At 33.6% G+C, this 14,148-nt stretch carries 9 protein-coding genes and 1 pseudogene; 7 read left to right on the forward strand and 3 right to left on the reverse strand.

Going from position 1 to position 14,148, the window contains the following annotated elements:
* Positions 1 to 1,227 precede the first annotated feature (1,227 nt).
* The gene (locus GOY13_RS01140; RefSeq protein WP_175814017.1) at positions 1,228 to 2,862 is read right to left on the reverse strand and encodes a ribonuclease J; all 1,635 of its coding nucleotides are present in this window, start codon (positions 2,860 to 2,862) and stop codon (positions 1,228 to 1,230) included.
* A gap of 223 nt (positions 2,863 to 3,085) precedes the next feature.
* Here GOY13_RS01140 and GOY13_RS01145 point away from each other — a divergent pair, with 223 nt between their 5' ends.
* The 4 genes and pseudogenes from GOY13_RS01145 to infC all read left to right on the forward strand — a co-directional run bounded on the left by GOY13_RS01145 (position 3,086) and on the right by infC (position 6,869).
* The gene (locus tag GOY13_RS01145; RefSeq protein ID WP_175814018.1) at positions 3,086 to 3,877 is read left to right on the forward strand and encodes an enoyl-ACP reductase FabI; all 792 of its coding nucleotides are present in this window, start codon (positions 3,086 to 3,088) and stop codon (positions 3,875 to 3,877) included.
* 81 nt (positions 3,878 to 3,958) lie between these two features.
* Positions 3,959 to 4,441 carry an NADH-quinone oxidoreductase subunit NuoI gene (gene nuoI, locus GOY13_RS01150; RefSeq protein WP_175814019.1) on the forward strand — a complete coding sequence of 161 codons (483 nt, stop codon included), beginning with the start codon at positions 3,959 to 3,961 and terminating at the stop codon, positions 4,439 to 4,441.
* A 5-nt stretch (positions 4,442 to 4,446) separates the two neighbouring features.
* Complete coding sequence (thrS, locus tag GOY13_RS01155) at positions 4,447 to 6,348, forward strand: threonine--tRNA ligase (RefSeq protein WP_175814020.1); 1,902 nt, start codon at positions 4,447 to 4,449, stop codon at positions 6,346 to 6,348.
* Positions 6,349 to 6,360: 12 nt separating this feature from the next.
* Positions 6,361 to 6,869: pseudogene (gene infC / locus GOY13_RS01160) on the forward strand (translation initiation factor IF-3).
* Positions 6,870 to 7,028: 159 nt separating this feature from the next.
* Here infC and GOY13_RS01165 read toward each other — a convergent pair.
* Both GOY13_RS01165 and aspS read right to left on the reverse strand, forming a co-directional pair.
* Positions 7,029 to 8,285 carry an MFS transporter gene (locus tag GOY13_RS01165; protein ID WP_175814021.1) on the reverse strand — a complete coding sequence of 419 codons (1,257 nt, stop codon included), beginning with the start codon at positions 8,283 to 8,285 and terminating at the stop codon, positions 7,029 to 7,031.
* 32 nt (positions 8,286 to 8,317) lie between these two features.
* Complete coding sequence (gene aspS / locus GOY13_RS01170; RefSeq protein WP_175814022.1) at positions 8,318 to 10,120, reverse strand: aspartate--tRNA ligase; 1,803 nt, start codon at positions 10,118 to 10,120, stop codon at positions 8,318 to 8,320.
* 213 nt (positions 10,121 to 10,333) lie between these two features.
* On the opposite strand from aspS, the gene GOY13_RS01175 reads away from it, so the two are divergent.
* The 3 genes from GOY13_RS01175 to GOY13_RS01185 all read left to right on the forward strand — a co-directional run bounded on the left by GOY13_RS01175 (position 10,334) and on the right by GOY13_RS01185 (position 14,132).
* Complete coding sequence (locus tag GOY13_RS01175; protein ID WP_175814023.1) at positions 10,334 to 10,750, forward strand: hypothetical protein; 417 nt, start codon at positions 10,334 to 10,336, stop codon at positions 10,748 to 10,750.
* 3 nt (positions 10,751 to 10,753) lie between these two features.
* Positions 10,754 to 11,368 carry a heme ABC exporter ATP-binding protein CcmA gene (gene ccmA, locus GOY13_RS01180; RefSeq protein WP_175814024.1) on the forward strand — a complete coding sequence of 205 codons (615 nt, stop codon included), beginning with the start codon at positions 10,754 to 10,756 and terminating at the stop codon, positions 11,366 to 11,368.
* Between the two features lie 1,237 nt (positions 11,369 to 12,605).
* Positions 12,606 to 14,132, forward strand: a complete 1,527-nt coding sequence (locus GOY13_RS01185) for an acyl-CoA carboxylase subunit beta (RefSeq protein WP_175814025.1) — start codon at positions 12,606 to 12,608, stop codon at positions 14,130 to 14,132.
* The last annotated feature ends 16 nt before the right edge of the window (positions 14,133 to 14,148 follow it).

Genomic DNA, 14,148 nt, shown 5'->3' on the forward strand with positions numbered 1-14,148 from the left:
TGTTTTGTTCTATATATCTCTGCCATAGAATAACTAGCGCTTAGTTGTAGATATTTAAAAACTTCTCGCTAAGTGTTAACTGCAGAAGTTGAATTTATATTTTAAGAATTAAATTACTATATCTACCATGAGTTTATGTACCATTAACATGAAAGTGGTAAGGGAATATAATCATTACACCAACTTTAATTTCTGGTGTAATCACGGACTTTTTAGAAAATCTGAGTAAGCAATCGATAGTTTAAAGTAAGATTAGTTTATTAGTTAAAATATTTGTGTAGAGATGTTTCCGACTTTTTTACTGACTTTACTAAGCATAGACTTGAATTGCTTAAGCGATTCTACCTTTATAAAATAGTACTTCTACAATCTAGCAGATATGACAAAATTAAATTTTGTACTTTTAAAGTAGGTATTCTTTTTTCTACTATCTTGGAATCCATATTGAAATTTTCATATTTGGGTTTTTGTAGATGTTGACGTATCTTCTTTTGGTAACTAAGCAAGGAATGGTGTATGTTTTCTGTTTTAAAGCTAGCTTCCTTTTAGTTCCGCTTTTCTAGTGTAACTTATTATATAGAACTTTTAACTTTACTTATATCAGAATTAATGCCATGTATTTTTGATCTGGATAGTAATGAGGAAAAGTACTTACGACTATCTCATAGTAATTTTTTTGCAAACTTACTGCTAAAACCTAAAAACACTGTATTGATTTTATCATTAGATAAGTGATAGGTTATAACTGTTTTATTAACTATTAGGAAAACCTTAAAGCAAAACTACATCTGAAATGTATTAGGGCGCGTCATATTTTAATCTTGGATAAGGTGGATAGTTTTTCTTATCCTTTTCTAGAAAAACAATTGGCTAAATGAATATCTTCTTTACTGAAGAAATCAACAAATAAATGATGATCCTGATGCTCTATTAATATCCTATTTAGACTCATTATAGCCAATGAACCATTTCTAGGTTTTAAATTTGATTTCAAGAGCTATGAACTAGTGTTCATGAAATAAGCTGAAAATAAGTAAATTTACCTTAACTATTTTGCAATGTTTTTGCTTTATTTTCCAAAGCTATTTAGATATTCATAAGAAAGAGGAGTGCTAATAACATCTAGTCGCATATCTACAAATATATATATAAAATAGCTTTGGAAAATAAAGCAAAAATAATGAAGAGAAGTGAACGGTAGATGAACAGAAGTACACTTTACCAGTTTTACACCTGTTCTATTTGAACTTTAATTATGGGCTTTTTTAGTAGGTATTCATTTAGGATACTAAATATTGAACTCTCAATCTTATTTCTTATTTTCCTTGTTGACCTTGAACTAAACGCTGACTCAACTGCTTTTGTAATCCTCTGTATAATAGCTGCATCCTCTTTTGCTTCAAAAGCACCAGGTGTAAATACCTTTGGCTTAACAAGTAATTTATTTTTTTTATTGACAACTGCTGTCACTACAATAGCTCCTGCATCCCTCATCCTCTTACGCATTTTTATAACGCTACCTTCTGGGTAACGTAGCAATGTACCATCAATACAAAAATAATTAACGTCAATTGCATCAATCTTTTCTCCATTTTCTAAATTTACAATATCCCCTGGTGTAATCATTATTGCTTTTTTCACACCGCACTCCTTCGCGAATTTTACATGTGCATGAGTATGAATATACTCTCCGTGTACTGGAATAGACATTTTTGGTTTTATCAAAGAATACATCTCCCTTAGTTCTGATTTTGTTGGATGTCCAGAAGAATGAATATGCTCTGTCTTTTCAGTAATAACTTCCACTCCCATCTCAACAAAAGCGTTGAGCATATTATGTACACGAGTTTCATTTCCAGGTATGATTCTTGATGAAAGGATTATTGTATCGCCCCGTTGTATTTTAAATGCATAGTGCCTCTTATGAGCAAGTTTTGAGGTCGCTGCCATTGGTTCACCTTGACATCCAGTACAAATTAACAATAGCTTTTCTCTTGGTAGATCTGCTGCATCTTTTGCTTCAAAAAAATGAGCAGAATCGATTAAATATCCGCTATCTTGAGCAACTTTTACTATTCTCCATAAAGACCTGCCAAGTAAAACGACTTTTCTATCTAGTGCCTTTGCAGCCTGGCTTATCGTTTCAATTCGAGCAACATTTGAAGCGAAAAGTGATACAGCTACCAATTTTTTAGATTGCCTAATTATTCGGTAAATATTATCGTAAATTTCACCTTCTGACTTAGGATTACATTTACTTAGTATGTTTGTTGAATCGCAAATTACTGCAAGTAGATCGCCTTTATCACCAATCTCTCTTAGGCGATTTATGTTAGAAGTTAATCCAACAACAGGTTTGTGGTCGAATTTCCAGTCGCCAGTATGAAGCACGCTACCTATATCAGTGCTAATTAATATCGAATGGGCTTCAGGAATTGAATGAGTTACATTTATGAACTCGACAGTAAAGGGACCTAAATTTAGGCTACTGTTTGTATTCACCTCTCTTACAGGTACCATACTTTCCAATTGAAACTCCTTTAACTTCTCCTTGAGGAAATTAGCTGTAAAGTTCGTTGCATATATAGGACATTGCAATTCTTCCCATAGATAGGGAATTGCACCGCAGTGATCTTCGTGTGCGTGTGTGATTATTATTCCAAGTAAGTCCTTTTTTCTTTGAGCAATAAAGCTTACATCAGCGATGAGAAGTTCGATACCAGGCGTAGTTTCGTCAGCAAAGCCAATGCCAAGATCAATCATGATCCACTTGCTTTGACAGTGATATAAACTAACATTCATTCCAATTCTGCCTACTCCTCCAAGTGGGAGGAATAAAAACTCGTTTTTGCTTATGTTCATTAATTTAAAATTATTAAAATTTGAAGATAGCAAAACTTTAGCTCTAAATAAAGGAGTTTATTGTTTTGCAAAAGTTCCAAGCTTAAAAGCTTTAGCTCTATTGATAGACTTATGCTCAGTCAAGTTTACGATATGTTTCATGACTTCAGAAGTTGATTTTTTTAGCAGTAATACCTTGACTTTGCTTAATTAGTATTTCAAATTTTAGGAAATAAATGGTTCTATGACGGCAACTTTATTGAAAAGTAAAAAGGGATTGGTAACTGGAATAACGAATAGGAGATCGATAGCCTATGGTATAGCAAAAATTCTCTCAGAACACGGAGCTGAGCTCGCAATCACCTACCAAAATGAAACAGTAAAAGAGAGATTATTGCCAATAGCAATTGAACTGAATGTGGAATTAGTACTGAGTTGTGATGTTGCGAATGAAGTAACTATAGATGCTGTTTTTAAAGCAGTAGAAAAAAAATGGGGCACTCTCGATTTTTTGGTACATGCGATTGCATTTTCTGATAAAAGTGAATTAAGTAGTAAGTATGTTAATACTTCATTAAACAACTTTCTCAATGCAATGCATATATCTTGCTATTCTTTTACTGCTCTGGCTCAAAGAGCTGAGAAAATGATGCGAAATATTGGTAGTTTGCTTACTTTATCCTATTATGGTGCTGAAAAGGTTATACCGAACTACAATGTTATGGGTTTGTGTAAAGCTGCACTTGAAGCAAGTGTAAAATATCTAGCCTATGACTTAGGCCCTAAGAACATTAGAGTTAACGCTATCTCTGCCGGTCCAGTTAGGACTTTAGCATCTTCTGGAATAAGTGATTTCCACTTCATATCAAAATGGAACAAAAACAATGCTCCACTTAGACGTAACGTTACAATAGAGGATATTGGAAAAGCAGCATTATACTTACTGAGTGACTTAAGTAGTGGTACTACTGGAGAAATTCTGCACGTTGATTCAGGGTATAATATAGTAGGAATGAAGGTAATTGATTCAAATTAGATCCAAAGTTAAGCAAGAAAAAAGGTCTTTTGAAAACTTGTGATATAATTTATAATCATTTGTATAAGTCTTAAGTACTTTATGCTCAGGAAATTGGTTCGTTATTGGTTCTTTGTAGAGTTAATTAAAGGTTTCGCTATTACATTGAAATACATGTTCAAGTCAAAGGTTACTCTGAAGTATCCTATGGAAAAGGGTCATCTAAGCGCAAGATTTCGTGGTGAGCATGCGTTACGTAAGTATCCAAATGGTCAGGAACGATGTATAGCTTGTAAGTTATGCGAGGTTGTCTGTCCTGCTCAAGCAATAGTTATCGAAGCAGAAGAAAAAGAAGATGGAAGTCGTTGTACCACACGTTATGATATTGACATGACAAAGTGTATATACTGTGGACTTTGTCAAGAAGCATGTCCAGTTGATGCAATTGTTGAAGGTCCTAATTTTGAGTTTGCAACAGAAACAAGGAAGGAGCTAATATACAACAAGGAAAAATTATTGCACAATGGTGAAATCTGGGAGAAAGCAATTCAACTTAAGTTGAAAAAGAATAGGCCTTATTTCTAAAACAGATGATAAAAGTTACATTCTCAGCTGGGAAAGAAGTAGGAAAATATAACAGCAAAGTTACTGGTTTTGATATATTACAGCTAGATATTTTGAAGGAAGCTATTGCCTTGAGGGTAAATGGGGAATTGTATGATCTCTCGCGAGAAATCGAATCTAATGCAGAAGTAGAGGTAATACAATTTGGTGATGAAATAGCTTTAGATATAATAAGGCATGATGCTGCACATATAATGGCCCAAGCGGTGAAGGAGCTTTTCTGTAATACTCAAACTGCTGTTGGAATAACAACTAAGGATGGCTTTTACTATGATTTTGCTACAGATTGCACCTTTACTATGGATGATCTCAGTAAAATAGAGAAAAGAATGGAGGAAATCATAAAAGGTGACTGCAGATTTATCCGAGAGGTTTGGACTCACAAAGAAGCGATTGATTTTTTTAGTAGTGTAGGCGAGAGATATAAAGTTGATATTATTTCTTTCATACCAAAAAGTGAAGATATAACTGTTTATAGACAAGGCAATTTCATTGACTTATGTCGCGGTCCACACTCTCCTTCAACTGGTAGAGTTAAAGCATTTAAACTTATGAAAGTTGCAGGAGTACATTGGCGTGGAGATTCTCATGGTCCAATATTACAGAGAATATATGGTACTGCATGGAGAGATAAAGGTGAATTAAATGCTTATCTTAAGCGTCTAGAAGAAGCAGAAAAACGAGACCACCGCAGGATCGCTAAAGATATGGACTTATTCCATATTCAAGAAGAAGCTGCTGGACAGGTTTTTTGGCATGAACAGGGATGTATCTTATACAATCTGCTCGAATCTTATATGAGAAAGAAATTAGTAGATAATGGTTATTTTGAAGTAAAAACTCCAATTTTAATAAGCAAAGAACTGTGGGAAAAGTCTGGACATTGGGATAAGTTTCGCGACAATATGTTTATTGTTGATGAAGTTAAAAATAAAAAGCTAGCAATAAAGCCTATGAATTGTCCTTGTCATGTACAGATTTTTAACTCACGCATCAGAAGTTATCGTGATTTACCAATACGTATGGCAGAATTTGGAGTGTGTCATAGGAATGAAAGTTCAGGTTCATTGCATGGGCTGATGAGGGTACGTGGCTTTACACAAGATGATGCACACATTTTTTGCATGGAAGAACAAATCAATTCTGAAACTGTAATGTTTTGCAACCTTTTGAAAGAAGTATACTCAGAGCTAGGATTTAACGAAATTTCTCTAAAATTCTCAGATCGCCCAAGTATTAGGGCAGGGAATAGTGAGGTATGGAATAAAGCTGAAGAAGCGCTGCTAGAAGCTGTTAAGAAAGCAGGGCTCAGTTATAAGCTAAATCCAGGTGAAGGTGCATTTTATGGTCCAAAGTTGGAGTTTATTTTAAAAGATGCAATAGGCAGAAGCTGGCAGTGTGGGACGTTACAGGTAGATTTTATTTTACCAGAACATCTCGGAGCTTTTTATATAGGAGAGGATGGGCAAAAGCATCACCCTGTTATATTACACAGAGCGATTCTTGGAACATTTGAACGTTTTATTGGCATCCTGATAGAACATCATGCGGGACAGTTTCCATTGTATCTCGCTCCAATACAGCTTGCTATCCTAACCGTTACACATGAAGCTAATAGCTATGCTAAGGAAATTAACAGTATTTTAAAAAGGCATGGTATTAGAGTTAAAATGGATTTAACAAATGAGAAAATTAGTTATAAAATACGCTTGTATAGCTCAAGTAAGGTTCCTATATTATGGATAGTTGGTAAAGATGAAGTTGCAAATAGAACGGTATCGGTAAGGAATTTAGGGTCGGATAGGCAACAGTCCTTTTCTTATAAAGAAGCTACTGAGCTCTTATTAAGAGGTATTAATTTAAGTTAAAGGAGTTAAAACTTGCAAATCAAAAAAAATAGAGTTAATGAACTTATTACTGCTAAAGAGGTACGCTTAATTGATCAGAATGGCAACATGGTTGGTGTGATGGCAATAGGGCAAGCTTTGGAATCTGCACAAAATGTTAATTTAGATTTAGTGGAAATTGTGCCTAATTTGATTCCCCCGATATGTAAAATTTTGAATTATAGCAAGCAAAAATACGATGCAAAAAAAAAGCAAGTGAAGCAAAAAAGAAGCAAAAGATATTAACTGTAAAGGAAATTAAGTTAGGTCCTAATATTGGTGATCATGACTATGAAACAAAATTACGTCAAGTAAGGGATTTTCTTATACATGGGCATAAAATCAAAGTCACAATGAAATTTAGAGGTAGAGAGCTCATAAACACTGAAGTTGGGCTGGATAAATTCAAACGGTTGATTAGGGATACTGAAGATATTGCAAGAGTAGAATTAGCACCTAAACAGGAAGGGAATCAATATTTTCTATCTTTGGCTGCTAAATAGAAGTACTCTACCTATAGTAGAGTAGAACCGTTTTTTAATTTCACTTAGATCACAAAATATTCCAATTTTATCAATTGGACTAGAGATTTGTGTAGAAATATAACCAAATATATTGGAATTAAAATACCCAAGGTACAAAAGATGATAGAAAGGGAAGATTTACCAATCAACTTTTTTATCATTATCTTTAATTTGTAGCACAGATATCAAGCTAATTAGTGCGCAGATGGCAAGGTAGATGCCGGCTGCGAATTTTGTTTCAGCTTTTTCTATAAGCCATATGCATACAGATGGAGAAATACCACCGGAAACTCCTGCAGATATATTATGAGCTAAACTAAAGCCAGTGCACCTAACTTTTGTGGGGAATAACTCACAAACAAGAGAATTGTATATTCCAAAGGATGCACCTATTGGTATACTTATTAATAGAAAAGTGAATGTTACAATGTAATGGTTATTGTGTGACAATAGTGGAAAAACCAATAAACTAGTACAAGCCAAAGTTGTTAACGTAGGAATCATTACATTTTTTCTTCCGATTTTATCAGATAGTGTTGCAAGCAACACTGCAGACACTCCAAATGTAGCTTCAACTATGATTCTTACTGCATTTTTAATATCAATACCTAAAAAAACAAGTCCTTTTACAGATGTGTTATAAAACATAATTGCTGAATAGGCAATTGCATTTTGGGCAATGCCAAGACCAATCGCTATTGCAAGTGTTCTTTTATATTTCTTAAGTAGCTCTATGCATGGTGGATGGAACAGATTTTGACTGTGCATTTTGTATGCTAAGCTCTCCTCTATTATGTACCTTATTAAAAATCCTATTATGCCCATGATAGACGAGAAATAGAAAAGCAACCTCCAACCCCAAACTTCATAATTTTCACCTGTGAATTTTTTGCAAACAGCTATCATTATAAAGCATGTAATAGAGCCAAGCGCGCCACTGAAAGCTTTCATGCTACCTAAAAACCCTAGATTTCTTTTGTTATTTGAATGTTCTATTAAAAAAGCAGAATTGATACTTGTTTCTCCACCTGTTGCCATTCCTTGTATTATTCTGCAAAACAGTAGTAATATGGAGGAAAATATCCCTATCTCTTTTGCACTAGGTATTACTGCAATTGCAGTGGATGATATTGAGGCTAATATTACAGAAGCTAGCAAAATTTTTCTTCTGCCATATTTATCTCCAATGTACCCAAAAACAAATGCACCTAGTGGCCTAAACCAAAACCCAATTGCAAAACTGACAAGAAACTTAATTTTTTTTACATATTCGCTTTCTGATGAAAAAAAAACATTGCTTATTGTATGCATTAAAACTCCAAATAGAGTTAACTCATACCATACAATCATGTTACAGATTATACCAGATAGTATTGCTTTTTGGATATTGTTCACACTTTCTCAGACAATATAATCATAGAATGATATCAATCGATAACCTGCAGGGATAGTTCATTTAAATGTTTACTTTTTATTCTAGAAGGAGCACCCATTAGAACATCTTCACCTTGTTGATTCATAGGGAAACAGATCACTTCACGAATAGTTGGCTCATTAGCAAGCATCATAACTATTCTATCAATTCCTGGTGCTATCCCACCATGAGGTGGTACTCCAAATCTGAATGCACGCACAAGTGCGCTAAATTTTGTATCAACTTCTTCTTTGCTATAGCCTGAAATAGAGAAAGCTTTATACATAACGTCTAGCTTGTTATTGCGAATTGCTCCACTTGACAGTTCTACCCCATTGCAAACAAGATCATATTGATAAGCGAGAATATTGAGTGGATTTTTTTCCTCCAGGTCATGCAAGCCACCATGTGGCATAGAGAATGGATTGTGAAAAAAGTTGATTTTTTTATTTTTACTGTCGTATCCAAAATATGGAAAGTCAATAACCCAACAGAACTTGAAAATATTTTCATCTATGAGACCTAATTCTGATCCTAAAAGGGTACGTACTTTTCCTGCAATTGTTGCTGCCTCATTTTCTTTATCAGAGGCAAAAAATATACTATCTCCAGGCTTTATGTTTGTTACTTCTTGTATATGATCTAGCGTTTTTTTATCAAAGAATTTAGAAATTGATCCTTTTGTTGTGCCATCTTTATTAAACGTTATGTACCCAAGACCTTTAGCACCGAACTCTTTTTGTGCGTGCTTTGTTTTTTTTTCAAAAAAACTACGTGATTCCTCTGCTGTTTTAGGAGCAGGAATAGCTCTAATTACCATGCCTTGCTCGATATTGCTTTTGAAGATACTGAACCCTGAATCACGGAAAACTTCCGTAACATCGCTTATTAATAGTGGGTTACGTAAATCTGGTTTATCAGAGCCATATTTAAGCATTGCCTCTTTGTATGTAATGCGTGGAAAATTCTTATCAACTGACTTGCGAGAAAATTTAGTGAACAATTCATATAAGGTAGCTTCCATAACATAGAATATATCTTCTTGTGTCACGAAAGACATTTCAAGATCTAGTTGATAAAATTCTCCTGGAGAACGGTCAGATCTTGCGTCTTCATCACGGAAGCATGGTGCAATTTGAAAATATTTATCGAACCCTGATACCATGAGCAATTGCTTGAAAATCTGAGGAGCTTGTGGTAATGCATAGAACTTGCCAGGATTTAGTCTGCTTGGTACTAAATAGTCACGTGCTCCTTCAGGTGATGAAGCAGTAAGTATTGGGGTTTGAATCTCTAGAAAACCTTGTTCTATCATGAGTTTACGTAGCTCTGCAATAATTTGCGATCGCAAGATAATGTTATTACGAACTTTTTCTCGTCTCAAATCAAGGAACCGGTATTTATATCTCATATTTTCTGAGTATTCTTGCTTGCCAGAGATGCTTGCTAATAAGCTTTTTTCTTCTTTCGCTATTTCTTCATTATAATGGAACTCTACTTCAGATTCAACGTGCAAGTTACTAACTATAACCTCAACTTCTCCTGTGGGGATAGAGCTGTTTACTTTATCTTTAGTTCTGGCCTTGACTGTTCCTATAACAGTAATTACACTCTCCTGTTTTAAACTTGAAATTCTATCAAAAAATTTCTTGTCATTGTTAAATACTAGCTGAGTAGTTCCATAGAAGTCTCTTAAGTCAACAAAAATTAGGTTACCGTGATTGCGCTTGCGATATAGCCATCCAGAAAGGGTAACTTCCTTTTCTATATCTTCCTTCCTCAATTCATTGCATGTATGAGTTTTATAGCAGTTCATATTTATTGAGCAGTATTTCAAAAAAGTATAAAAGTAAAACTTATCGCATACAAGCTTATTTGCTTAGATGTTTATGTAATTTCATGGTAGAGAAAAAGTTTTAAAATCTGATTACTCAATATTATCTTTTATGCTACTCTGCTTATATAAAAATTGTGATGTTACTATAATTAAGGTATGATTATATGTACTGTTTCAATGAGCTAGATAATAATGTTGTTTGTAAAAATTTTTGTATATAGTATAGTGCTTTTTGCTATAGCTTTGTTGTTTCTCTTTCTTAAAAAAGAATACAGAGATGAAATTAGGAAAATTCTATTTCCTTGGATGGTTTCTAAGTGTGGGTTGATAGAAGAAAATAGGAAACATGATGAGATATATCAAAAGGATAAGCAAAAAAAACTAATAAGGCACCAAGAGATGCTGCGTGGAAGGCAGAAAGAGATTCCAAGAATAGTTGGCATAGTAAAACCAGTAGGTAAATGGACGAGAATGGTTATAATTGGTAGTGGTTTAATGCATCATTTTACACGTTTGATACATAGAAAAGATGAGCAGAAAGGGTTTTGGGGGTTATTTATAGAAGCTCAGACTTTAACTCGTGGTAAGTATAAAGGTAGAGGTAGATGATCTATGCTTGAATGTGAAAATTTATCCTGTACACGAAGTAGCAGAGTTTTATTTAAAAATCTTAGCTTCAAAGCTGAACCTAAGTTAAAAATCTTGATTACTGGTCCAAATGGTAGTGGAAAAACCAGCTTGATAAGAAGCTTATCTAGACTCTTACCACCAGTATCAGGAAGCATAAAGTACTGTGGAAAAGATATATATGACGATCCACATTATGTGTCTTCTATGGTCTACGTTGGACATAAAAATGCATGTAAGGACAACTTAACTGTTATCCAGAATATAGAATTCTGGGCAGGAATAAGAGATACTAGAGAGTTAATTATGGCAGCTGTTTGTTGTTTGCAATTACAACCTGCACTTAATATTAGATACGGTGAACTTTCTGCAGGATGGAAAAGGAGAGTTGCTCTTGCTCGTCTTTTGATTTCTAATGCGAATATTTGGCTGGTAGATGAGCCTTTTTGTAATCTTGATAGTATAACTTGTGAATTAGTACTGGGTTTGATCTTAACACGTTCTGAACAAAATGGTATAGTAATTATCACTGGACATAATCCTATAAAGCAATTATATGATTTTGCAACAATCAATATGTGTAATTTTATAGCTGATTGATCTTGTTGAGAAAGAATAAAACGTTTGAAATACAATAGTAAAATGTCTGTACTTTTCAAAAATTGCTTGACATGTTTTTATACTCTGTCATATTACTAGGTATTTTATAGTTCATTATCTATTTTCGTTTGTAAGTTTTTAACTAAATATAAAATAAGACTGATACGTCTTCTTTGGTGTATATTATATTTTTTGAGCTCTATGGGTTTTTCCATCCCCGATTATAAATTTTTCGTATATCAATATCAAATTAGGTACAGAAAAAATAGTTGGTACCTTGGTTTTTATCTTTAAGTAGCTATGCTTTCATCAGGTTTTTATGCATTTAGTTCATAGTAGTTACAGCATCCTATTCAGGATAATTAAAATTACCTATCAAAGTCACATTTAGTTTTGTCAAAGGGATTTTTGGAACAGAATGTGGCACATTTTTAACACAACCACAACTTTCAGTAAACAAGCTTCTGGGAAGTTTATCTCAAGTTAGGTTACTGTAACATACAACCAATTCAACTATTTTTCCCGTTTATCAAATTAAGGTGAGAGATAGGCTAGCACAAAAGCATAAAACCTTATATGCAACCTGTTTTTAGTAGTTGCAGTAGTGTGTCAATGCATGTAGCTTTGTGACATCATTGCTCTCTGCAGTATTGGAATATATATTTCTTGCTTTTTGTTATTTTAACCGTAAGCATAACACTTTCAAATCAGCTGCTAAGAATACTAAACTATGATACAGGATAAATTGTATTTTTCTCTATTAAAATTAGAATTATTAATGACTTTAGTTGAATTATAAAAGTATATATTTTCATTTTAGATGCAACCTAAGTTCAGCTATTGAATACTTCTAAAATGCATTTTTAATACTACTAATTAAATCATGGATCATATAGTTCTTAGTTATAGTTAACCTTGATTTTCTCTTGCGTATTGAACTATTAAGACTGAAATCACTTTGTTGCATTGTTGCATGTAACTCTTCCAGACTTTTCTATATTATTGAATAATACTTCAAAGTAGTCATTTCAAACAAAAATAAAATTTTTTAAGTTTAATGCTTGTTAAGCACTCTACTAAAAAAGCGAACGAAGCTTCCATATAAAAACTTAAACTTTTTATCATTTGTAGTACAATATAGCTAGGAGTTACATTTATTGTTTTATGTCGGGAGCAGAGTTTTTTACACTTCAAGAAAGTAACATATACTTTAGGCTGAAAGTCACTTTTTTTTGATATGCAAGATTTTAAGATGTTAAAAACCCTAAAAGCAAAAACAATAGAAGCTGAAAAAGGAGGTGGTTTCGATAGAATTAGTAAACAGCATGCAAAAGGTAAATTAACTGCTAGAGAAAGACTAAGTATATTGCTTGATGAAAATTCGTTTGAGGAATATGATAAATTTGTAAAACATCATGCTACTGATTTTGGAATGCAAAATACTAATTTTCTGGGTGATGGTGTCGTAATTGGTTATGGCACTATTTATGGCAGAAAAGTTTTTGTTTATTCTCAGGATTTTACTATTTTTGGAGGATCGCTTGGTGCATCTCACGCGAAAAAAATATGTAAAATTATGGATATGGCAATTAACACTAGAGTTCCTGTTATTGGGATAAATGACTCTGGTGGAGCTAGGATTCAAGAAGGGATTAATTCTCTTGCTGGTTATGGGGAAATTTTTCAAAGAAATGTCAATGCATCAGGAGTTATACCACAAATTTCTCTAATCATGGGTCCATGTGCCGGTGGAGCAGTTTACTCTCCAGCATTAACTGACTTCATTTTTATGGTGAAAAATAGCTCTTACATGTTTATAACTGGTCCAGACGTAGTAAAAAAAGTTACATATGAAGATGTAAGCCATGAAGATCTTGGCGGAGCAAAAATCCATACAAGTAAAACAGGAGTAGCAGATTCTGCATTCAATGATGATGTTGAAATGTTACTAAAAACGCGTGAATTTTTTACATTTTTGCCATCAAATAATCAAGAGCTCCCAAAATCTATGCCAACCTATGACGATATTGATGATATTGATGAGTCATTAAATACTCTAATTCCTTACAATTCTAGTACTCCTTATGATATGTATGAACTAATTGAAAAGATATGTGATGAAAGGAAATTTTTTGAACTAAAACCTGATTTTGCTCGTAATGTTATAATTGGCTTTGGTAGAATCATGGGAAATACAGTTGGCATTGTTGCAAATCAACCTATACATCTTGCAGGATGCTTAGATATTGATTCTTCAAGGAAAGCTGCAAGATTTGTAAGGTTCTGTGATGCATTTAATATCCCTATAATCACACTCATTGATGTTCCAGGGTTTTTACCAGGTAAAAATCAGGAATATAATAATATAATACAGCACGGAGCAAAACTACTTTATGCTTATGCTGAAGCAACTGTGCCAAAGATTAGCCTGGTTACTAGAAGAGCATACGGTGGTGCATACATTGTCATGAATTCCAAACATCTAAAGGGTGATATAAATTACGCTTGGCCAACTGCTGAAATAGCTGTAATGGGACCTGAAAGTGCAGCTAAAATTGTATTTAGACATGAAAAGAATCAGCAGTCCTTAATTAAGGAATATAAAGAAAAATTTTCTAATCCATTTTTTGCTGCATTATATGGTTACATTGATGATATAATAGTGCCTGGTAAAACACGGTATCACTTTTATAAAGCATTAGAGCTGCTGAAAAACAAAAGAGTACAGAAGATACAAAAAAAACATGATAACCTACCTTTGTAGCTTTCTCATAAGTCTT

The sequence above is a fragment of the Wolbachia endosymbiont of Cruorifilaria tuberocauda genome (assembly GCF_013365475.1).
In the GTDB taxonomy this organism is placed as follows: domain Bacteria; phylum Pseudomonadota; class Alphaproteobacteria; order Rickettsiales; family Anaplasmataceae; genus Wolbachia.

Coding starts and splice junctions, on each gene's coding strand:
- aspS (WP_175814022.1), bottom strand. CDS start 10,120: ATGAACTGCTATAAAACTCATACATGCAATGAATTGAGGAAGGAAGAT.
- GOY13_RS01185 (WP_175814025.1), top strand. CDS start 12,606: ATGCAAGATTTTAAGATGTTAAAAACCCTAAAAGCAAAAACAATAGAA.
- GOY13_RS01145 (WP_175814018.1), top strand. CDS start 3,086: ATGACGGCAACTTTATTGAAAAGTAAAAAGGGATTGGTAACTGGAATA.
- thrS (WP_175814020.1), top strand. CDS start 4,447: ATGATAAAAGTTACATTCTCAGCTGGGAAAGAAGTAGGAAAATATAAC.
- GOY13_RS01175 (WP_175814023.1), top strand. CDS start 10,334: ATGTTGTTTGTAAAAATTTTTGTATATAGTATAGTGCTTTTTGCTATA.
- nuoI (WP_175814019.1), top strand. CDS start 3,959: ATGCTCAGGAAATTGGTTCGTTATTGGTTCTTTGTAGAGTTAATTAAA.
- ccmA (WP_175814024.1), top strand. CDS start 10,754: ATGCTTGAATGTGAAAATTTATCCTGTACACGAAGTAGCAGAGTTTTA.
- GOY13_RS01140 (WP_175814017.1), bottom strand. CDS start 2,862: ATGAACATAAGCAAAAACGAGTTTTTATTCCTCCCACTTGGAGGAGTA.